General features: G+C 60.8%; 16 protein-coding genes. 5 read left to right on the top strand and 11 right to left on the bottom strand.

Annotated features, from left to right (window positions below):
* The first annotated feature begins 228 nt into the window (after positions 1 to 228).
* A complete protein-coding gene (locus ACY8GK_RS06740) occupies positions 229 to 984 on the top strand; it encodes an SDR family NAD(P)-dependent oxidoreductase (protein ID WP_462402675.1) in 756 nt (251 codons plus the stop codon).
* A 165-nt stretch (positions 985 to 1,149) separates the two neighbouring features.
* Here the strand turns inward: ACY8GK_RS06740 and ACY8GK_RS06745 are convergent, their stop codons facing one another.
* From ACY8GK_RS06745 to ACY8GK_RS06755, 3 genes are all read right to left on the bottom strand, one after another.
* A complete protein-coding gene (locus tag ACY8GK_RS06745) occupies positions 1,150 to 3,198 on the bottom strand; it encodes a TonB-dependent receptor family protein (protein WP_462402992.1) in 2,049 nt (682 codons plus the stop codon).
* Between the two features lie 148 nt (positions 3,199 to 3,346).
* On the bottom strand, positions 3,347 to 5,734 hold the full coding sequence (locus ACY8GK_RS06750; protein WP_462402993.1) for a membrane-bound PQQ-dependent dehydrogenase, glucose/quinate/shikimate family: 2,388 nt from the start codon (positions 5,732 to 5,734) through the stop codon (positions 3,347 to 3,349).
* Positions 5,735 to 5,995: 261 nt separating this feature from the next.
* Positions 5,996 to 6,652 (bottom strand): TetR/AcrR family transcriptional regulator, encoded by a 657-nt coding sequence (locus tag ACY8GK_RS06755; protein ID WP_462402676.1) that lies wholly within the window; start codon positions 6,650 to 6,652, stop codon positions 5,996 to 5,998.
* A 171-nt stretch (positions 6,653 to 6,823) separates the two neighbouring features.
* On the opposite strand from ACY8GK_RS06755, the gene ACY8GK_RS06760 reads away from it, so the two are divergent.
* From ACY8GK_RS06760 to ACY8GK_RS06770, 3 genes are read left to right on the top strand one after another with little or no spacing between them, the layout of a single operon-like run.
* Positions 6,824 to 8,950 (top strand): hydantoinase/oxoprolinase family protein, encoded by a 2,127-nt coding sequence (locus ACY8GK_RS06760; protein ID WP_462402677.1) that lies wholly within the window; start codon positions 6,824 to 6,826, stop codon positions 8,948 to 8,950.
* Positions 8,947 to 10,668 (top strand): hydantoinase B/oxoprolinase family protein, encoded by a 1,722-nt coding sequence (locus tag ACY8GK_RS06765; RefSeq protein WP_462402678.1) that lies wholly within the window; start codon positions 8,947 to 8,949, stop codon positions 10,666 to 10,668. Before ACY8GK_RS06760 ends, ACY8GK_RS06765 begins: the two co-directional genes overlap by 4 nt.
* Positions 10,669 to 10,719: 51 nt before the next feature.
* Entirely contained in the window at positions 10,720 to 12,063 is a 1,344-nt protein-coding gene (locus ACY8GK_RS06770) for an MFS transporter (RefSeq protein WP_462402679.1), read from the top strand.
* A gap of 232 nt (positions 12,064 to 12,295) precedes the next feature.
* On the opposite strand, the gene ACY8GK_RS06775 is transcribed toward ACY8GK_RS06770, so the two are convergent.
* Positions 12,296 to 13,846, bottom strand: coding sequence for a sensor histidine kinase (locus ACY8GK_RS06775; protein WP_196178746.1), 1,551 nt, complete (start codon positions 13,844 to 13,846; stop codon positions 12,296 to 12,298).
* 293 nt (positions 13,847 to 14,139) lie between these two features.
* Entirely contained in the window at positions 14,140 to 15,036 is an 897-nt protein-coding gene (locus ACY8GK_RS06780; RefSeq protein ID WP_196178748.1) for a LysR family transcriptional regulator, read from the bottom strand.
* Between the two features lie 107 nt (positions 15,037 to 15,143).
* Here ACY8GK_RS06780 and ACY8GK_RS06785 point away from each other — a divergent pair, with 107 nt between their 5' ends.
* Positions 15,144 to 16,337 carry a TDT family transporter gene (locus ACY8GK_RS06785; RefSeq protein ID WP_462402680.1) on the top strand — a complete coding sequence of 398 codons (1,194 nt, stop codon included), beginning with the start codon at positions 15,144 to 15,146 and terminating at the stop codon, positions 16,335 to 16,337.
* Between the two features lie 55 nt (positions 16,338 to 16,392).
* Here ACY8GK_RS06785 and ACY8GK_RS06790 read toward each other — a convergent pair whose 3' ends face one another.
* The 6 genes from ACY8GK_RS06790 to cobN all read right to left on the bottom strand — a co-directional run bounded on the left by ACY8GK_RS06790 (position 16,393) and on the right by cobN (position 22,244).
* The gene (locus ACY8GK_RS06790) at positions 16,393 to 16,704 is read right to left on the bottom strand and encodes a hypothetical protein (protein ID WP_196178752.1); all 312 of its coding nucleotides are present in this window, start codon (positions 16,702 to 16,704) and stop codon (positions 16,393 to 16,395) included.
* Complete coding sequence (locus ACY8GK_RS06795; RefSeq protein WP_196178754.1) at positions 16,694 to 16,912, bottom strand: hypothetical protein; 219 nt, start codon at positions 16,910 to 16,912, stop codon at positions 16,694 to 16,696. The genes ACY8GK_RS06790 and ACY8GK_RS06795 overlap by 11 nt, the downstream gene beginning before the upstream one ends.
* Positions 16,913 to 17,024: 112 nt before the next feature.
* Positions 17,025 to 17,429, bottom strand: coding sequence for an RNA polymerase-binding protein DksA (gene dksA / locus ACY8GK_RS06800; protein WP_462402681.1), 405 nt, complete (start codon positions 17,427 to 17,429; stop codon positions 17,025 to 17,027).
* A 155-nt stretch (positions 17,430 to 17,584) separates the two neighbouring features.
* A complete protein-coding gene (locus ACY8GK_RS06805; RefSeq protein WP_462402682.1) occupies positions 17,585 to 17,899 on the bottom strand; it encodes a DUF2149 domain-containing protein in 315 nt (104 codons plus the stop codon).
* A complete protein-coding gene (locus ACY8GK_RS06810; protein ID WP_462402683.1) occupies positions 17,899 to 18,375 on the bottom strand; it encodes a MotA/TolQ/ExbB proton channel family protein in 477 nt (158 codons plus the stop codon). Before ACY8GK_RS06810 ends, ACY8GK_RS06805 begins: the two co-directional genes overlap by 1 nt.
* 17 nt (positions 18,376 to 18,392) lie before the next feature.
* Entirely contained in the window at positions 18,393 to 22,244 is a 3,852-nt protein-coding gene (gene cobN / locus ACY8GK_RS06815) for a cobaltochelatase subunit CobN (RefSeq protein ID WP_462402684.1), read from the bottom strand.

Consider the following 22,244-nt stretch of genomic DNA (forward strand, 5'->3'; position numbering starts at 1 on the left):
GGAGTGGAATGAGCAGACATCGGAGACGGTATCTGGCGGCAAGGGTTCTAATTCAGTAGTGCTTGTATAGCCTCTTCGTGCTCATGCTTCGTTCGGGATTTGCAGGTTGCCGGAGTGACGCGACATTTCGCATGGACCAGTTGACAAACCGACCTCTCGTGTCTAGCTTGCGTACAATACTGCATACAAAATTCAGCGTACGAGACAACAAAAACTAACGAGGTTCAGATGAGCAGATTTACGCACAAATCCGTCATCGTTACTGGCGGAGCCGGCGGTATAGGTGCAGCGATTGCACAGCGCTTCGCTAGGGAGGGCGCCACGGTCATCGTCAGCGATGTCGACCTGGAAGCTGCCACTGTCGTAGCCGAGGCCATTGAGAAGGATGGCGGCCGAGCCCTGGCCCTCGCTGCCGACATTGCTCAGGGGGATGCCTGCCGCAGCCTGATAGACAACGCCCTGTCGAAAGTGGGACGTCTTGACGTCTTGGTCAACAATGCCGGTATCAACCGCCGCGGCAACCTGTTGGCACTGAGCGAAGAGGATTGGCACAGCAGCTTCGCGGTGAATGTGGATGCCATGTTTCACCTGTGTCGCGCTGTGCTACCCATCATGATCAAGGCTGGCGCCGGTGCTATCGTCAATACCGCTTCGCAATGGGGCCTGCACCCGGCTCCCGGCCATATAGCCTACAACGTCACCAAGGCCGCCGTCGCCTCGTTCACGCAAAACCTGGCACGCGATTATGCTCCTCACAACATCCGGGTCAACGCGGTGTGTCCCGGCGAAATCCATACTCCCATGCTCGAAGCTGGTGTTCGCCGCTCCGGACGTACCATCGCCGATCTGGACCGCATGGTGCCTTTCGGGCGGATAGGGAAACCCGAAGAAGTAGCGGCTCTGGTGGCGTTCCTGGCCTCGGACGAAGCCGCCTTCATGTGTGGTTCGCTGGTGGAAATAACCGGTGCCCAAGCCGTGGCCTGAGCTGCTCCTGCCGTCACCTCCCAAGCAGTAGATCTGCCTGGGCCGGACATCATAGCCAGTACGCTCAAAGTCGAATCGAAACCCCCTGATCATCGCTGACAGACCCACGCACGCTCATCAAGTAGCGTAACCGTCCTTGGACGCCACAGGGCGGTGAGCCAAAAGTCATTCGAAGCGATACTCGAACCCTGCACTGGCATACCAGGAGCGCCCGGGCGCCGCTTCATAGTAGCGGGAGTTGCTATCGCCGACGATGACCGAGCCCACGTACTGTCGATCCAGAATATTGTCCAGACGCACCAGCTGATGGAACGTCCAAGGCCCGAGGCGTTGTTCGAAGCGGGTTCGCCAGTTGAAGGTGGCATAGGCTGGCGCTGGTTTCGCCACGTTGCGGTCCTCCACATACACCTTGCTGCGATACTGTCCCTCGATGCCCATGCTGATGGACGCGGTCGGCTTCCAGACCAGCTCACCATACAGGTTGTCCAGCGGTACGCCGGGCAACCGATTGCCGCTTTCGATCACCTGCCCCCCTTGCGCAGAGTCGCCTGCATACCGCGCATCGGTACGGGTGTAAGCCCAGTTCGTTTGCCAATGGTCGTTCAGATCACTGTGCAGGCTCGCTTCAAAGCCACGCCGCAACGTGCGTCCGGCGTTATGATAGCTAGTGCGTCCGCCCGTCGAGCTCTCGACGACAATTTCATCGTCGGTATGAATCTCGTAGAACGCTGCGTTGAGTCGGGTGCGCTCGCTAGGCTGGTATTTGATGCCCACTTCATACTGCGTACTCACCGCAGGCTTGAGGCCGAAGTTGAAGCTTTCGGCTGAGCCCGGCGCATAGGCCATCTCGGCCTGGGTGGGACTTTCGAAGCCCTTGCCCACACTGGCGTAGCCGCGCAGAGCAGAATTGAACGCGTACATGATCGAAAGCGAGGGGGTGTTCTGCTGGTATTTCTTCGAGCCGCTGGAATCGCCGTTGGCCAGGTAGTGATCATCGACACGCATTTGCATGGTGCTGTGGCGCAGACCGAGATCCGCTGTCCACTGGCCTATCTCCCAACGCGCCTGAATATAGGGATCCAGACTTGTGGCGATGTCTTGCTCGTCACGGCGCAGCTCGCCTTTGACGCCCAGTTCGCCTGCGCTGAAATTCTGGTAGCCGCGACGATCATCCGTACTCTGGTCGTAGTCGGCGCCCGCCGTAAAGGTGAGATTACCAGGCACGCTGGCCACCGGCTGTATCCAGCGCAAGGTCGCGCCATGGAATTCACGATCGAAATCCACGACCCCTCCCCCACGCTGGCTGTTGGAAGCAACCGTCCTGGGAATGGACAAGTACTGAACCACGCTACGTTGCCCAGCATACAGATTCAGCTGCAGGGTGGCGCTACCCATATAGCGCTCATAATTCAGACCCACCTGCTGATGGTCTATGCTCTTGCGCGTATTGTAGGTTTCGGCCACTGCCGTCGTGGAGCGCGGATCGTGCTTATAGGCATCCCAGGTCTGCCCCAACGGGTCCTGGGTACTGTTCTGCTCGAGGCTACTATAGATGAGCGCCAGGCGGGAATCGTCGTCCGGCTTGAAATTGACCTTGGCAAAGGTCTGGTCACGACGAGCGGCACTGTGGTCGCGGTAACCATCGGTATCCATTCGCGAAGCATCGAGCACGAAACCAGCCGACTCGGTACCGCCTTCGGCCGAGAGATGATTCTTGCGAAAGCCGTCACTGCCGAAGGTGGTTTGCGCCCCCACTCTTGAAGGGCCTTTTCCGTCCCTACTGAACATCTGGATGACACCCCCAGCATTGCTACCGTAAATGGTCGCTGCCGGGCCGCGAAGCACTTCGAGGCGATCCGCAACGTCCAGGTTAAGCGTAGCGGCCTGTCCTTGTCCGTCCGGCGTGCTGGCCGGAATCCCATCGCTCAGCAGCTTGATGCCTCTGACGCCGAACGCTGAGCGTGCGCCATAGCCGCGGGAGGAAATCTGGAGATCCTGGGCATAGTTCTGTCGATTTTGCACCACCAGCCCCGGTACCTTGGTGAGCACTTCCGACAGGTTCACGCCCAACTGGCCGTCGGTACCGTCAGAGAGGTCCACGGTATCGATGGAAAAAGGCAGATCGAAACTCGCGGTCGGTGCGTATGACCCGGTGACTACGACGGGCTCGATGCGGACGATCTCGGCATGGCTCAACGTGCTCGCACCTCCCATCAGGAGGAGCGCAAGCCCGGTTTTAACGCTGACAGGTGAAGATGAGGAATTTCGGTACATGAAAAAAAATCGAATCGTGGAGGAAAAAAGGGCCCAGCTCGGCATCACGCCGAACCTGGGCCTCTAGTGCGTCGATCTTGCAACGTGTCTATGGCAAGGCGTAAGCGATCACGCTGTCACCGCGCTTGTCCGAGTGTGGCGAACCACCAGCAAAGATGACGACATACTGTTTGCCAGTCTTCTGCGAACGATAGGTGATCGGTCCGCTTTGGCTACCGACCGGCAAGCGGGATTTCCAGACTTCTTCACCGGTGCGGCTGTTGTAGGCGCGCAAGTAGAAGTCCTGAGTGCCGGCAAAGAACAGCAGACCCGACTTGGTCGCCAGTGATGGGCCAAGGGTTGGCATGCCCAGTGGTAATTGCAAACCGGTGGCGATGCCCAAGGGACCAGTATCCTGTACGGTGCCTACCGGTACCTGCCAGACCAGCTTGTGGGTCTTGAGGTTGATGGCTGACAGCGTACCGAACGGTGGTGCCTGACAGGGAACACCCAACGGGGACATGAAGCGTTCGCGCCAGGTACCGAAAGGCGTACCTTTCTGCACGATGATCCCCATGCCTTCGCTGCTACCGGTACCCGGTGGGATGTCCTTGGCCGCGACCATGTTGTAGTGCAAGCCCAGACGCAGATCGTTGACGAACATCAGATGGGTGGTTGGGTCAACCGAAACACCACCCCAGTTCATGCCGCCTAGAGAACCTGGATACTGGATGGCCCAGTCTTCACCCGGCGGGGTGAAGACGCCTTCGTAACGGCTAGACTTGAAGATGATGCGACATATCAACTGATCGAATGGCGTTGCGCCCCACATGTCGGACTCTTTCAGGACCTCGTTGCCGATATTCGGCATGCCTACGGAGTACGGCTGGGTTGGAGAATAGCGCTCGCCTGGCAGGTTGCCCTGCGGCACCGGACGTTCCTCGATATCGGCAAGCGGCTTGCCATTGGTGCGGTCCAGCAGGTAGATCATGCCGGTCTTGGACGTGACCGACAGCGCCTTGGAGACTGTCCCGTCGTCGTTCGGAATATCATAGATCAACGGTTGGCCAGTGACATCGAAGTCCCAGATGTCATGGTGTACGGTCTGGAAAGACCATACCGGACGGCCAGTGGCAACGTTGACCGCAACGATCGAAGACCCATACTTGTCATCCGCTTCGGTACGAAAGCCTGCCCAGAAATCAGGTGTCGCGTTACCAGTTGGCAGGTAGACCATGCCCAGTTCGGCATCGTAGGACATCCCCACCCATACATTAGGCGTACCACGGGTGTAGCCCGCAGCCGACAGCGGCTCGCGTGTCACCTCGGGGTTACCCGGATCCCAAGCCCAGACCAGTGTCCCGGTAACGGCATCGAAGGCACGCACGACTCCCGGCGGCTCGTTGGTTTCGAAGTTGTCGATCACACGACCGCCCACGATTACCAAGTTCCCGGCGACCAGCGGCGTGGACGACTGCTGGTAGTAGCCTGGTTTCACCTCACCCATGCCCACTTTCAAGTCGACGGTACCTTGATCGCCGAAGTTGGCGACCGGCTTGCCAGTGTGAGCGTCAATGGCCATCAGGCGCCCGTCCCCTGTCGGGAAGATAAGACGCTGCGGGCTGACCGAAGCATCCAGAGGCGCTTGGGCATCGGTACCGGGCACGACCGCCGACTGCTTCGCCGTGGTTGCATCAAAATAGGCCATCCCACGGCAGCGCTGGTAGGTGGAGTTGCCCTTGCCAGCGGCGAAACGCCAGTTTTCCTTTCCGGTATCGATGTCGTAGGAGATCACTGTGCTGTAGGTCGTGCAGACATACAAGCTGTCACCGACCTGCAACGGCGTGTTCTGGTCTTCCGCATCACCTGAACCAGGCACTACGGCTTCGCCAGTGTGAGCCGTCCAGGCGACCTGCAGGTCCTTCACGTTCGCTGGCGTGATATCGGCCAGACGTGAAAAGCGCGAGCCATGTGTGTCACCTGCCCAGGCTTGCCAGTCGCCAGGCTCGCCATCGACTTTTTCTATCGCGGCATCCTGCGCAGCTGCAACGGACTGAGCGTCACGAATGATGCTCTTGGGTTCGAAAGCACTGACGGCCGTAACCACGACCCCGACCGAAGCCAACGCGCCCACGGTCAACCCGGCAACACGTGCTTTACGCACACGAGTGAACAGCGGAATGGAGAACGCGACCGCGGCGCCAATGATCGCAAAAGCGAACAGGCGCGATAGGAGCGGCCAGAACTTGAGGCCTACGTCGAGGAGCGCCCATATACAGGTGTACGCTACGACCACGGCGATCAGCAATACACCAACGAAACGTCGGCGAATGATCAAGACGCCTGCGGCGATCAACAGGACACCGGCAATCAGGAAGTACCAGCTTCCTTTGAGTGACACCAGCCAGGCGCCTCCACCGACGAAATATAGACCCGCCAACAGGATTATCGTACCGAGAGTCGCGAGCCACGCGCGCCCCAGTCGGCTCGGGAACACATCATCTACCACTTCACAGCCCTTCCTAGATTACAAAGGACATATTGTCGCATGCATACATATCAGTACACAAATTTGAAGCCCAGATTGAATACAAAGATTTCAATTTATTGCAGATACCACTCCCGTTATCAGGGCGCCTGACGCTGGCGCTGGCGCTGGCGATGCGTAACGTGAGCAGTTTTCCATGCGCAGCAAAGGTGCATCGCGGCGAAGCCGCGCTGCACGTGCTTGGCGTTCAGGTTGCCAATTGGACTCAAATCAGTCGGACGATCGAAGATCGCAGAGATAGCTCATGATCACGTCGGGGGCATGTTTGAGGCGGGACGCCTTGCGCTCTGGCGAGCTCAGGTCGACGTCGAGAACGTAGGACAGAGTGTAGCGGTTGGTAATGAAATAGGCCCCGAGTCCGGATATGGAAACGTACAGGTCCACCCAGTCCGCATCCTGGCGGAAAACACCTTGGTCCTTGCCCTGCTGCAAAATCTCCGAGAGCGCCGCCCGCAACGGGTTGAACATCTGCGAAATGACCTTTGACTTGCGGATGTGCGCAGCCTTGTGCAGATTTTCGGTCGACAGCAACAGGTGAAAATCAGGTTGGTCGATGAAGTGCTGGATGCTCTTTTCAACCAGCTCGCGCATGTCGCGTACAGGATCCCCCGACAAGGTCAGCTCATTTTGCCGCTCGCGCATGGCCCCGTAAGCGCGCTCCATCACCTCGATGAACAATCCTTCCTTGCTGTCGAAGTAGTGATAGATCAGGTTCTTGCTGATCTGGCAACACAAGACGATCGCTTCGATGCTCGCACCGTCGTAGCCGTGTTCGGCGAATTCCTGCGTGGCGACCTTGAGAATGTTTTCTCGTGTTAGCGCGGCATTGCGAGTCCTTGGCTTGGCAACCGGGGCGTCATTTTTCATCACTGCTGCGATCCTTCTTCTGGCCATACCTGGTGAAGTGTATCAGCAGCAATGCTGAACACCCTGCTCCCTTTCCTGTTTGACAGGACCAGGAATTGCTCCTAGCTTAACACTTACTAACTGAACGTCCAGTTAGTTAGCGACGATGAACAACCAGCGAATGGAGCAATCATGAGCACTGCATCAACAACAAGAACCAGCAGAGGCGTACGGGTCGGATGCGATATCGGAGGCACGTTCACCGATGTCGTGCTCGCAATGCCAGACGGTCGCCTGTTCGTGAACAAGACTTCGACCACTCCCGAAGACCTTGGCAAAGCGATCGTACAAGGACTCGGGGCCCTGCTTCAGCAAGCTGGCGTAGCACCTGAAGACATCACCGAGATCGTGCACGGGACTACCACTGCCTCCAACACGATTCTGCAAAAGGTCGGCGCGAAGACCGGTGTGCTCACCACCACAGGGTTCAGGGACGTACTGGAAATCGGCCGCATCCGTACACCCACCATGTTCGATCTTTCCTGGAGCAAGCCTGAGCCCTTGGCCACTCGCCGCTGGAGGAGGGGTATTGACGAGCGCATCAGTGCCACCGGCGAGGTGGTCACACCGCTCGATGAAGCCCAGCTGCTGCGCGAGGCCAGGGAACTGGTCGAAGAAGGTGTAACCGCCATCGCCGTGGCATTCATCAACAGCTACATCAATCCTGCCCATGAGCGCCGCGCCAAACAGCTTCTGCAGCAGCATTTCCCGCAGGTACTGGTGAGTGCCTCGTATGAGGTGCTACCGGAAATCAAGGAATATGAACGTACCAGCACCACCGTCGTGAATGCCTATATCCTGCCGGCCATGCGCACTTACCTGGCCCGGCTGCGCCAGGATCTCGAAGCGATGGGCATTCGCGCCTCGTTGCAAGTCATGGCCTCCAACGGGGGCATGATGGGCATCTCCTCAGCGAGCGAGAAACCGGTGTTCGCAGTTGCCTCCGGGCCTGCCGGGGGTGTGACCGGAGCAGCTCGCATCGGCGCTTCGGCAGGCGACAGCAACCAGATCATCTTCGACATGGGTGGAACCACCGCCAAAGCCGCCTTGGTGGTCGATGGGCAACCTTCTCTGACCAATGAATACGAGTTCCGCGACGGGATCAGCGCACCTAGTCGCTTTGTCAAAGGTGGTGGCTATGTACTGAAAGTGCCTGCGATCGACATCGCCGAAGTCGGCGCTGGCGGTGGTTCTATCGCCTGGATCGATGCAGGCGGCCTACTGTGCGTAGGTCCTGAGTCGGCAGGCGCGTTCCCAGGCCCTGCGTGCTACAACAAGGGCAATCGTCAGCCTACCGTAACCGATGCCAACATGGTTCTAGGTTACCTCAACCCAGTCGCCCTGGCGGGCGGCAGCCTGCCGGTGTTCCCGCAACTTTCCGAACAGGCAATCGACCAACATGTTGCACAGCCGCTGCAACTGGATCTGTTGAAAGCGGCACATGGGATCCGTCACTTGGCCAATGTGAACATGGCTCGAGCGATCCGCGCAGTGACCGTCGAACGAGGCCTTGATCCACGTGAAATGTCCATGATGGCGTTTGGCGGCGGAGGCCCGCTGCATGCGGTGGCAGTGGCCCGCCTGCTGGGCATCCGCCGAGTTGTAGCTCCCATCATGGCAGGGGTCTTCTGCTCGGCCGGCATGCTCACCGCCGATGCCGAGCACAATTTCGTCAAGGCCATCCTGCGTTCGTTCGCCGAGTGCGACCATGACTTCCTTTCGACCGAAGCTATCGCCTTGGGCGACCAGGGTTTCACCGTCCTGGCAAGTGAAGGCTATGCAGCCGATGATGCGCAGATCGTCTATTCGGCAGACGTGCGCTACGTAGGTCAAAGCTCTGAACTGACAGTGGCTCTAAACGGTGCGCAGTTCGACGAACACGTTCTGGACCAACTGAAGAGAGATTTCAACAGTCAATATCTGCAAACGTTCGGCTACAGCAGTGAGGAACCGCTGGAGCTGGTGAACCTGCGTGTCAGCGCTCGAGGACGCAGTGCCCAGCGGCTGGACTTTGCAGATTGCAAGGTAGACGCCACTGCGCTGCAAGGTTCCCAGGGAGAGCGTCTGGTCAGTTTCGATCCGCAGGCCCCGTACCAGCCCACGCCCGTCGTTCCGCGCGCCAGCATCGGTCTCGCCCCGGTGGAAGGCCCCCTCATCATCGAGTCCTACGATACCACCATCGTCGTTCCGCCAGGCTGCAGCGCCCATGCAGACAACATCGGAAATATAACCATCGACATTCAGGAGATTCGCGCATGAGCCAGGCCATCGATCCGATCACTTTCGCTGTCGTCAAGAATGCCATGGATTCGATCGTCGACGAGGTAGCTTACACAGTGCTTCGTACCGCCAGGTCGGAAATCGTCAAGGATGTCATGGACTATTCAGCCGCCATCTGTGACCGCCACGGACAGATGATCGCCCAGGCCAAAACCATCGCCCTGCACCTAGGTGCCATTCCCGAAGCGATGGCGCAAGTCAAGCTGCGCTACGGCGATAGTCTGCAACCTGGTGATGCTGTCATCGTCAATGACCCGTACCAGGGTGGCATGCACCTGCCAGACATCTTCATGTTCGCGCCCTTCTTCTATAAGGGCGAAATTGAAGGCTACAGCGTGGTCATTTGTCATCACACCGATGTTGGAGGGCGTGTACCGGGCTCCAACGCCAGCGACTCCACTGAAATCTACCAGGAAGGATTGAGGATTCCGGTGGTCAAGCTTTATGAAGCTGGCCAAATAAACGACACCATGGAGCGCATCATTGCGCAGAACGTGCGTGTTCCAGACCGCGTACTGGGCGACCTGCGCGCCCAGTACGCAGCTTGCCAGGTTGGTAGCCGTGAACTGACCCGCCTGCTCGACCGCTATGGCCGCGATGAAGCCCGTCTCTACTTCGCTGAGCTGCTGGACTACGCAGAACGCCTGACCCGCGAAGAAATTCGCCAGTGGCCGAAAGGGACGTTCGTATTCGAGGATTTCATCGATGACGACGGGCTTTCCGAAGACCCGATCCCCTTGCGCGTGGCCGTCACGGTTCACGAGGACCGAGTCAGTGTCGACTATACCGGCAGCGCCCCTCAGGTAAGAGCAGCCATCAACTCTACCCTTTCCTACACCAAATCCTGTACCTATTTGAGTATCCGTTGCGCACTCAAAGGGGACGTTCCGAACAACGAAGGACTGTTCCGGTGCGTGGACGTATACGTTCCCGAGGGCTCGGTGCTCAATCCGCTGGAACCGGCAGCGGTCGCAGCGCGTGCGCTAACCGGCTATCGGGTGTTTGACACCATGCTCGGAGCGCTCGCGGAAATCGTCCCGGATCGTATTCCTGCTGCAGGTGAAGGCGGCAACACGGTCGTCTGCCTCTCAGGAAAGAAAGACGACGGCAGTAGCTACATCATCGTCGATATGGTCTGCGGTGCCTGGGGTGCACGTCCACATGCCGATGGCGTCGAGGCAATCACCAATGCCTCGCAGAACTTGTCCAACACGCCCGTCGAAACCCTGGAGGCGCAACATCCGGTGCGCGTGGAAGCCTATGAGCTGGTGGCTGACAGCTGCGGCGCTGGCCGCTATCGGGGCGGTCTCGGTGTGCTGCGAAGCTACCGTGTCCTCGGCGACGACGTACTGCTGCAACTACGGGCCGACCGGATGAAGTTCCGTCCTTACGGCCTGCAGGGCGGGCTGCCCGCCAGTCCGGCAATGAACGTATTGCAGTACGGCGAAGAAAAGCGCTCACTGCCGAGCAAGGTTGGCATCACCATTGCTCGCGACGATATCGTTTCGCACACGCAGCCAGGTGGTGGTGGCTTCGGCAACCCACTGGAGCGCCCGCTTGCCTCTATCGAAGAAGACGTCTGGAACCACAAGCTCACTGCAGCCTTCGTACGCGAGCATTATCTCGCCGTCGTTGATCCTCGCTCGGGCAAGCTCGACGAGTGCGCGACAGCCGAACTACGGGCAATGGCCAATTGACAGTGGGGCGCAAGCCCCACTTCCGTTCACTAGCCACGCGAGTACGACAAGATGAACAAAAATGTGCTGGACGTGCATACCTTCCTGGACGGCCGTCCGATCGGAAGACAACAGAAGACCGTGATCATCCTTGGCCTTCTGATCCTCATGCTGGACGGCTTCGACACCATGATGATGGGCTTTGTCGCCCCAGCCCTGATCCAGGATTGGGGCATCAGCCGAGGCGATCTAGGCCCGCTGATGATGAGCGGCATCGTCGGGCTTTCGTTAGGATCGCTGATTGCCGGCCCCCTGGCTGATCGCTTCGGCAGGCGCTGGGTGATCATAGCCGCTGTCAGCTCGGTAGGTGTTTTTTGCCTGGCTTGCGCTTATACCAACGATTTGCATGCGCTCACCCTAGCGCGCTTGCTCACAGGGGTCGGGCTGGGCGCGACGATGCCAAACATTACGACATTGCTAGCGGAATGCGCGCCGCTGCGCAGACGTTCACTGATCGTCACGTCAGCCTGGTGCGGCTTTGGCATGGGCGGTGCGCTATGCGGGTTGGTCAGCGAGCACCTGATCCAGCTTTATACATGGCGCTCGGTCTTTTTCACCGGTGGGCTACTGCCCCTGTTGCTGGTCATCGCACTCCTGATCTGGCTACCCGAGTCGCTTCGTTACAGGATACAGCGCAATCAACCGCACGAACGCATAGTCACGGCTGCAAACGCCTTGATTCCGGGCAGTGCCTGCGCCTCGACACAGTTCGTCAATAGCGAACTGAATACCTCGCAAGTTACGAGCCGAGGCCCGGCGGCATTGTTGCACCGTCATTACAGATTCGGCACGCTATCCATCTGGCTCGCGATGTTCATGGGCTTCTTCCATCTGTACTTCCTAAGCAACTGGCTGCCACTCACTGCCAGCGCTGCCGGCATGTCCTACTCCCAGGCCGCTGCGTTGGGAATCATCTTGCAGGTAGGGGGCGCAATCGGAAACTTCACGGTTGGCTTGAAGATGGATCGGTTCGAGCCGAATCGAATCGTGAGCCTCATGTTCGCCGGTTGCGCGACATTCACCCTGCTGATCGCTCTGTTCAGCAGTTCGTTTGCCATGCTCGCGACCCTGGTCTTCTTGTTGGGATATGTACTGATGTCCGCGAACGCGGGTTGCTTCGCGCTAGGCGCCGCCCACTACCCGACACCAATCCGGGCAACTGGAGTTAGCTGGGTCTTTGGCGTTGGCCGGGTTGGCGCAATCCTGGGAGCAGGCTCGGGTGCGATGATCATGACCTGGGGCTGGACGATCACGGATATCTTCGTTCTTCTTGCCGTCCCGGTGACGGCCGCGGCTACCGCCATCCATCTCAAACGAAGAAGGCATACAAAATCCTTAGCCACGGCGGTGCAGTAGCCTAGCCGATAGGAACCCGATTGCTGCCGAGCAATTCCCCGTCCCAATGGGCGGGGACTTCTGCGGTACCCTCCCTTCGTCTCCCAAGGCCAGCCTTGCGTATGCACGAATAGTCGTGACACCGGCTCGATCGGCGTACTCGCCGGAGCCGCATCCGACACAGCAGCACCTGGCTTGAGCCTGCCGATTACCGCGACGGGCGGTTGTCAACACCTGGCCTCTCGCTCCCGCCTCACACTCTGAACCGCACCAGAATCCTGCTCTTGCCCACCAGACGATCCACGCTGACCGCCCCACTGCCGTAACCGGAGTAGCTTTTCACCAAGCGCATGCCAAGGCCCGTGCCGCTGGGCTTGGGATAGTCGGCGGGGAAACCGTCGCCCTCGTCGGTGACGCTGATCAGTGCATGATCGGCTTCCTGCCTGACGCAGACATCGATGGTACCCTTGCCGTATTTCAGGGCATTGGTGATCAGTTCGGAAATCACCAGGCCCAGGGGGGCCATTCGCTCGGGCGGGAGGGTCAGGTCATCGGTTTCCAGATTGATCTGCCGGTCCGCCAGGGCCTTGCCGATGTCGCCCAGCAACGAGCCCAGGTAGTCCGCTACCTTGACGTCCCGGGTCTCGGCATTCTGATAGAGGCGCTCATGCACGGTGGCAATGGTGACCACACGCCCGGCCGCCGTTCTGAGCTGTAGCTTGACGGCATCGTCTTCAGCCAGGTTGGCCTGCAGCAGGAGCAAGGTATTGACCAGGTGCAGGCTGTTCTTCACTCGGTGGTGGATTTCCACCAGGTATGAATCGCTCATGCTCAGCTGGTTGCTTTGCGTATTGATCAGACCCTGCAGTTCCTGCTCATGGCGGTGGCGTTCGGTGATATCACGCGAGACCGCGATCAGGCGCTGGGCCTGCCCCTGCGTTGCGGGAATCGGCGCCAGCAATACGTCCCACCATCTGAATTCCCCCTGGGTGGTCGGACAGTAGCTTTCAAAGCGTGTCGTCTCCCCCCGTGCCGCCTTGGCCAGCGCCTCGGCGACCAGCGGGCGTGCCTCCTCTGGCCAGAGCGTCGCCCAAGGGCGCCCGAGCACGTCCTCGGCGCAGGACACTTGCATCAGGCGCAAGCCGCTGTCGTTGAAGAACTCGATCAGGCCGTCCGTGGACATCACTTCCACGCAATCGGGGCTCGCATTCAGGACGCTTTCCGAATATGACAGCGGCGTCTGCACTTCGGTCTCGGCCGATAGGCGCTCCAGCGCCATCGAGATGACATTGGCGATGCCCTCCATGAACACTAGGTCGCTCTCCATGAAGTCGTCGCCATCGCTGCTGTCGGCCTCGAGCACGCCAAAGGGCGCCGAAACGCCGCGGATCGGGACATTTATCGCGCGCTGGATACCGTATTTCTTCATGAGCGCAGGCGTTCCGAAGCGCTGCTCCTCGCCCAGATGATTCGACAGCACCGGGCGATACGTCGCGATGGCGTAGCCGGCCGGGCTGGCCTGGTCGCCACCGATACGGACGCTGCCGATATCCGCTTCGTCCCAGCCGACGCCGTGGCTGATCACCAGGTCATCACCTTCCCCCACGGGCACCAGCACCTTGGCGAAACGCGTGGCCATGCCCTGGGCGACGACAGCGCAGGCCCTGTCCAGCAGATCGTCGAGGTCATGACTCTTGAGCGAAGCCACTCCGAACTCGACGACCAGTTCGTGCTGGCGCCGGAGCCGGGCATGGGACCTCTGCAAGGCGGCGCGCAAGGTTTCATCGGGCGATCTTTGCTGCATCGGGCGTAATCCAGAGAATGTATGTCGGCGGGTGCGACTGCGCCCGTTTGCACTACAGCAAGGTGGCGAGAATCCGGGACTCCGGTAAAACTCGATGTACCCCAGACTGTAGCTGCAAATCGCAACTTGGCACAGCGCAGCGCAGAGCAGAGCAGCCAGCCGTGAACTCTGTGTAGGCGCGGCGATTCTTATGACGCGATCGCTTCCCGATGTACCCGCTTGGGCATCAGCCTGCTCCAGTGCATCGATGCCGCGCTGGGCAAAGGGCGGCTCGACAAGATCGGCAACCCGCCTCAGGCGGCCTGGTCCGCGGCGAAGTCTGCCAGCGCCTGCTGGAACAGTTTCAAGGCCGGCGACATGAACTTGTCACGGTGATGGACTGCGTACAGCTGCCGCTTGTGCGACAGGTCACCTTTGTTCAGCACGACCAGCTGCCCCTGCGCCAGCAGATCGCTCACGACCCAATAGGAAAGACAGCTGATTCCAAGGCCTGCGGCAACCATGCGCTTGATAGCCTCGGAGCTGCCGATTTCGCGAGTATTGCTCCACTCGCCCAGCCGTGGCAGCAGGAACCTCAGGACTTCCTCGGCCGTTCCGGAGCCGCTCTCGCGGATCAGCCAGGGCGCCTCCCGCAGATCATTCCACGTTACTGCGCCGTTATGCGCAAGTGGATCGGAGGCAGCCGCGATAACCAGCAATTCATCCTCGAACCATGGCTTTACGGTCAGTTCCGGCAAGTGACAGGGACCTTCGATCAAGGCCATGTCGATGGACAGCTGGGCAGCCTGCCTGGCGACATCCGCGCTGTTGCCCATCGAGACGTCGACGCGCAGGCCAGGCGTTCGCTGGCTCAAGCTCTCGGCCAGGCACGGCATGATGTAGTTCCCGATCGTGGTACTGCAACCGATCCGCAGGCGCGTCACGGTATCGGTGCTCAAGAATGTCTCCTCGATTTGCGCGGCGGCTTCCAGCAACCGAACAGCCTGGGGGAAAAGCTTGCGTCCGTTATCGTTCAGCACGAGGCGCTTGCCCACCCGATCGAACAGCCGCACGTCCAGTGCGCGCTCCAACTCATGCAGCGCCGAACTGGTCGCCGATTGAGACAATGCCAGGAAAACGCTTGCGCTGGTCGTCGAGCCGCACTGGGCAATGGCTCGGAAAATATCCAGCTGGCGAAGGGTCAACTTCATGGGGTTACCCGAAAAATAGGTATGAGGTATCAAAATTACCCGTTTCCCCCGCTAACGTCTGCTGCTTATGCTTTTTCGAACCATCGCTAGAACGTTCGGGAGACACTATGCGCAACCTGAGCTTGGCCAACATCATCCAGGCAGGCCAACCCTTTGCGGCTCTTTCGAGCCCCAAGGAAGCGATCAGGCAGTTCACGCCCAACTGGTTCGCCGTCACCATGGGTACCGGGATCCTGGCACTGGCTCTTGGCCAGCTTCCAGGACATGGCGTCGCTCTCCTGCACCTGGGGAAAGCGCTATGGCTGTTCAACGGCGTGCTTTTCATGATCTTCACGCTGATGTATGCCGCCCGCTGGATCCTGTTCTTCAATGAAGCCAGGCAGATCTTCGGTCACTCCACCGTCTCCATGTTTTTCGGCACCATTCCCATGGGGCTGGCAACCATCATCAATGGCTTGGTGCAGTACGGCTTGCCCATGTGGGGAGCGTCGGTCATCGCTTGCGCTCACGTCCTCTGGTGGCTGGATGTCGCCATGGCGCTGGCATGCGGCGTGCTGATTCCGTTCATGATGTTCACCCGACAACAGCACAGCATCGATCAGATGACGGCAGTATGGCTGCTTCCCGTCGTGGCCGCCGAAGTTGCCGCGGTGAGCGGTGGCGTCATCGCTGCGCACCTGGATGATGCCAGCGCACAGTTTCACATGCTGATCACCAGTCAGGTGCTGTGGGCGTATTCGGTTCCGGTCGCGCTCAGCATCCTGGTCATCCTGGTGCTAAGGCTGGCGCTTCACAAACTGCCCCACGAAACCATGGCGGCTTCGACCTGGCTGGCACTTGGTCCTATCGGCACGGGCGCGCTGGGCATGCTGCTCATGGGAGCCGAAGCTCCGGTGATCTTCGCCGCGCAAGGCATGGCCGGTATCGGGGAGGTAATGGCGGGCGTAGGCATGCTCGTCGGCATTGTGTTCTGGGGGCTGGGTTTGTGGTGGATGTTGCTGACGACGCTCATCACCCTGCGCTATCTGCAAAGCGGCATCCCGTTCAACCTGGGTTGGTGGGGGTTCACCTTTCCACTTGGGGTGTACGCCGTGACAACGCTCAAACTGGGTACCCTGCTCCATCTGGCCGTGTTCCAGGGGCTGGGCGTCCTGCTTGTGATGCTGCTGGGAGGGCTGTGGCTGGCGATAGCGGCCAGAACGGCGGCGGGTGCCTATCGCGGCAACCTGTTCGTATCGCCTTGTCTTGCGACTTTCGATACGAAACAGGCCCTTTGCGCTCAGGCCGAGCATGCCAGCTAAACCCGCCCGTACGATCCCGACATTCGATCCCCTGACTGCAAGGCGAGACGGCTGGTCATGGATTTTCCTCGACCCAGCGCCTGGCCTGCGCCATACCCGCCTGGCGTGCCGCTTCGATGTCCTCGTACAACTGGCTACCCAGGCGGGTCACGGGCAATCTCACTTTCCCATGCTCGACGACTTCCAGTGCCACTGCCCAGCGAGGCGCGGACAATTCGCTGCCAACCCCCAACAGATGGACGAAAAGCTCGTAAGGCGCGATTGAAAGGCTGTACTTGTGCGCAATGCGCAAGGGCGCCTCTTGGCGGGATATTTCCTCGACATCGAAATACAGCTGTTCCGGCGCGGGTGTTCGTTCAAATGTCATCATCGCTCCTTCCGGGCTTGATCTCTGCCGAACGCTGCCGTCGTGCCCGGCGCTGGGCGCTCCTTAGCGCGTCGACCAGAGCGTCGATCTGGGCATCATCGAAAACCAGCCTATGCTCGGTGCCCTCCTGCTGCTGGCGTATGCAGACCTGGAAGCCACCGGATACGAATACCTCGACACCATATTCCAGCATCGTTTGATGTGTCATGAATGCTCCTCAAGCGTAATCGCAACCAACAAGACTCGCACTGGCACGCTCGTGATCCGCAATGCCGGGGAAACCGCAACACGGCTTGGTATACCGCGCCAGAGTACCCTTCTCACCCCTCCCTCAGATGTCTTTCCCTACTCTCCTGGCGCTCCTTCGCCTCTATGCAAAGAGTCGCGGTAGGCCGAATCAGAAGGCGGCGCAAGCCTATCGGCTCCCCGGTTTCGGCACACCAGCCGTACTCGCCCTGGGCCAGGCGGTTCAAGGCACCGTCGATCTTGTCCAGAAGCTTCTTTTCACGTTCCATCAGACGCAGGTTCCACTGCCGCTGTTCCTCCGCACTGCCGGTATCGGCGGGGTCGGAACTGGGCTCGTGCTGCTTGAGTTCGGCAAAGCCGCTTTGTATGTCTTGCTGGATGGTTCGCCTCTGTTCGAGCAGCAGGGCTTTGAAAAACGCCTGCTGTTGAGCATTCATGTAAGCGTCGGCTGGCTGTCTCAACAATTCTTCTTCGGTCATCACTGCTCCTTGGGAAACTCGCTCGAACCGGCAACGGAGTCAAAAAGCCATTGCCGGCGATGTGGGCTTCTCCATCATGTTATACCATAACATTTTACAGGAGGTGCACGCATGCCTGGCCGCCTGCATCGCCAACGCCCTCGCTATGTGGACCGTCATTGCGCAGCCTCGGGCACGTAGATCAGCCGCCCATCGTTGAGCCGATAGGTCACGCCAGCCTTGGCGCCCTGCCCTTCACCGATCTCGCCACTGGACTGATATTCCTTCAACTGCTGCCCATCCTTGACCAGCATGCGCATGTTCGCCTCGCCGGGATTCTCGATGACCATCACTTTTTCGGCGGAGAACGGGTTGAGCGGATTGCGCACGATGACCACGAGCAGAATGCCGATGATCACCAGGAACAGGTCGATGAGGTTGACCATCGACAGGATCGGATCATCCGCATCGTCATGCTCGAGAAAGCGCATCAGCCGGCCTCCTGCATGCGTTCGATGACCCGCAGCTCTTGCAGCAGCCAACGGCGGCGGACGGTGAGGATGAAAAAGCTGATGCTGGCGGCGATCAGGGCCAGGATCACGGCGGAAAACGCCACGACCAGGTTGTCGGCAATGCCTTGCGCGTCGTTTTTGGTCAGGGCCAGCAAGGCCGGTCCCATGGGGATCATGGTCGCGACCAGGCCGAGCATCGGTGCGCTTCGCGAGGTGATGCGCAACCATTCCAGACGGCGCATGATCCACAGTTCCAGGTCGTCGCTGGTACCGCCATGCAGCTGCTGGTGCCGCAGCAGCGCAGGTCGATGGTGAGCCTTGCGGCGCTGTAGCGCTTCCACCACGAACGAGCCTAGCGCCACGCACGCATAGCCCAGCGCCACCAGGATCAGCAGCAGCACCGGCAACAGGAAAAGACGAGTGAGTTCGTAGAGACTGGTTTCCAATGCGTTCATATTGCGTCCTGTAGGGATCATTCGGTCAAGAAAAGTGCGCGCCCGGCACGCCACTGCGCGAGCGCGCCGAGCAAACTACAGCACACCAGGCCCAGCAGGCCCAGCCATGGCGCCCAGGCCCATGCAGGCGTTTCGGCGGCTTGCACCTCGCGCATCACCTGGCCCTGCACGGTCTGGCCTGTTTGCTGGAGGGCCGGTGCGTCGCTCGCAGTTGACGAATCGGCCAGGCCGAAGCCGGCCGCCATCTGCCGTAGATGCTCGGTGGTGATGCGTGTGCCGGCATCGGCGCCCCGCCGTTCGGTCAGTTCCGTCCAGCGCTGCGCCAGCTCACGGCGCGTCTGCTGCGACGCATCCCAGTAGCCCTTGCGGATCGCTTCGCTCATGCGCTCGATCAGCTGGGCCTGGGCGGTTGGATTGTGCTGTTCGAACCACTGGTCGAGCTGCAGGTCGCGCGTGTCCATCACATACGTGTCGTGCAGCGCCTGCCATTGCTCGGCGCGCACAGTGGACGGATCGAGCACCTGCCAGCCGAACAGGTTGTCGGTCACCCCGAGCAGCTCCAACGTCCCGGCATGGCCTTCCTGTTTCATGGCCTGGATCCATTGCGGATTCAGGTAGCGACTGCGCAATTCGCTCGACACCCGCTGCGCAGCGCCTTGGACGCGGGGTTGGGCCTTGCGCAGGTCGGAAATGTACAGCGCAGGGCTGGCGCCATCCAGGTGACGGATAGCGGCCGACAGCCCGCCGAGGAACTCGAAGGGATGATCGCTGGACAACAGTCCGTTGAGCTCGCTGGAACGCGCCATTACCGCCGCCTGCACGCCCCTGAGCTGCTCGGCGAAGAGATTGTGGCTTGCCAGCTTGGTGCCCCAGCCGGCTACACCGTAGCCATACTGCAAGCGCGCAAGAAACTGCTCGGCCAGCGCCGAGTCGCCTTCCCAGCGGGTCGAGTCCAGCGCCAGCTGCGCGACGCCGGTGCCATGGTCGCCGGCCTGGTTGCCAAATATCCGGACCCGCGAAACCTCACGCGCACGCGCGGGCGCGACACCCTCTGCCTGGAGCCGGGCCGCCACGGCCTGGCTGTTGGCAAATACCGCGTTGTGCGGCTCGTCCAGTTGCGCCAGGCGTTCGATCGCCTCGGCCAGTAGCCGCATGAACCCGTCGAACTGGTCACGATAGACACTGGTGACCTGGACCACGACATCGATGCGCGGGCGCCCGAGTTCGCGGGCTGGAATGATTTCCAGGCGGGTCAGCCGCCCGCCGGCGTCCCATGTCGGACGCAGACCGAGCGCGTGCAGTGCCTGGCTTTCCAGCACGCCCAGATGGCGCATCGCTTCGGATGACCAAAAGCTGAAAGCGAGCTTGCCGGGGTATTGCCCCGCATGCTCGGCACGGTAGGTCTCCAGCAGGCGCTGCAGGGCGATCTGACCACTGGCATAGGCCGCGCGGGTCGGCAGCTTGTCGGCTTCGAAGGCGTAGAGGTTGCGTCCGCTGGGCACCTGCGGATTGCGTATGGGATCGCCGCCAGGCCCCGGCGCCACGAAGCCTCCCGCCAGCCCGGTGAGCAAGGCTTCGGTCTCGCCAGGCGTGGCCAGCTGTCGCTCCAGTGCGCGAGCGCGCTCGAGCTGCTGGCGCAAGGTCGCGTCGCCGATCTGCGCGATCGAGGCCGGCTCATTCAGGTAGCGCTCCAAGGTGCGATAAGGCTGGCTGGCCTTGAGCGCCTCGAAGCGCTCGGCCAAGGGTTCGTGGCCAGACATGCCGAGTGCTCGCAGATAAGGCTCGCCCAGCTGTTGCAATACCGTGGCCAGGCGATGCTCCGGCAGCGCCGGCACGCCAAAGGTGTGCAGCCCCAGCGGCATGCTGGCTTCAGCCAGCTCATGCAGATGCTCATGCAGTTGTGCGAGAAATCCGGGGAAATCCTCCAGCAGGCGAGTCTCGTCCCAGCCAATGTCACGCGCCATGCCGTTAGCCGTGGCCAGGGTGCGTATGCGCTCGGCCGTCTCGTCGCGCACCGCCCCTTCGCTCAGTTGCGCATATTCGTGCAGCAGTTGATGAAGGTCGCGCAACTCGTCGTACAGGCCGGCAGGCGCGAACGGCGGGGTCTGGTGGCTGACGACGACGGCGCGGCCTCGACGCCTGGCCTGCATGGCCTCGCCGACGTTGTCTTGGATGTATGGATAGAACACCGGTATGTCGCCGACGGTGAGAAACGGGTAGTCATGGGCCGCCAACCCACGGTCCTTGCCGGGTAACCATTCCTGGGTGCCATGGGTGCCGAAATGCACCAGGGCATCGGCCTTGAAGCGCTCGCGCAGGTACAGGTAGGCGGCCAGGTAGATATGGTCGGGGGGCACCTTGGCATCGTGATAGGCCTCGCCTGGCCGACCCGCTCGGGGCGGCTGCGGCATCAGCAGCATCTTGCCCAGCGAGAGCGCCGGAATGACGAAGCAGGATTCCCCGGCGACCGTGCGCAACGCCCAGTGGCTGGAGGGCGCTCCCCAGCGCTTGCGCACTTGCTGCCCGACAGCGTCCGGCAAGCCGTCGAGCCAGGCCTGGTAGGTCGAGAGTGGCAAGCTCACGGCCAATCTGTCCTCGAGCAGGCTGTCCAGGGTGTGCGGCTGGTAGTAACCACCCAATAGTCGCCTGGCAGCCTCGATCAAATGGGCTTCGGGGGTTTCGGTCACGTCGTAGCCCGCCCGAGCCAGTTCGTGCAGCAGATGCTCCAGGCTCCGGGGCACGTTGAGGTTGGAGGCTGCGATGTTGCGCTCGCCTTGCGGGTGGTTCCAGAACATCAGCGCCAGACGCTTCTGCGCGGCGGGCCGATGACGCAGACGGGCGAGGCTGTCGACCTTGCCCAACAAGGTTTCTAGCTGATCGTCCAAGGGCGACGGCTCGCCGTCCTCCAGCGCGGCGATCACCAGCGGATCGCTCATTCCCCAGCTTTCCGGCACGCTCAGCAGCGCCGCCGCCGAGCGTGCGGAGATCCCGCTGGCGGCGCGGCGCCACTGGGCACGATCAGCCTCGCGCGACACCAGCGTGCTGATTACCGGGAGGCCCAGCTTCAGCAATTCGGCCTTGCGCGCCGGGGCATTCTGCATGTGCTGCAGGTTCACCAAGACATCGGCGCGCCAAGGCTCGAGCAGCTTTTCCAGGGCATGCGGGTCGCTGTCGTCGAACCAGAAGACCAACGGCGCCTGTGCACGCCGTTCGCTCCGCCGGGCCAGCTCGTCCAGCAGCCGCAACTGTGCATCGACGATGGCGCCACGGTGGATGGCGAAGGCTACCCGCGGCGCGTTCGCAGGCCAGCGCCCCGCGCCCCAGCGTCGATAGTCTTCCAGTCGTTCGAATACGCCAGGCGCTTGCGGATGATAGATACCCGTGGCGGGCAGCGCTTCGGGCGCCGGGACCTGCTCGGTGTCGGTGCCGGCCTGATAGGCCCGAAGGTAGGCGAACATGTGCCGCAGGTTACGCTCCCCGCCGTTGCCGTAGTAGGCCGCCAGGCGCCTGGCCACTGGCGCCGGCAGGTTGCCGAACGCCAGAGGCCCGCCGCCCACCCGCAACCAGGGCGTGGTGGTAGTGGCCAAGTCATCGCCAAGCAGCCGCTGGAGCTCGGCCAGGTCGCCCGGGCGTGGCGTGTCCAGTAGTACCAGGCGCGCATCCTTCAACCAGGCAGACGACGGTTCTGAAACATGCCGCCCCGCAAGAATCAGACCTGTTTCCCCGGCCCATTTGCGCAAGCGGTCGAACTTGCTCTGCAAGACGAAGTCGCTGGCCAGGACGCGAACATCCACGCCCGGCACGCCTGGCTCGGACGCCTGTCCCAGGCTCGAGAGCAGCATGGCCAGCAGCACGTAGACACGGCGCAT

The sequence above is a fragment of the Pseudomonas sp. Marseille-QA0332 genome, assembly GCF_054950175.1.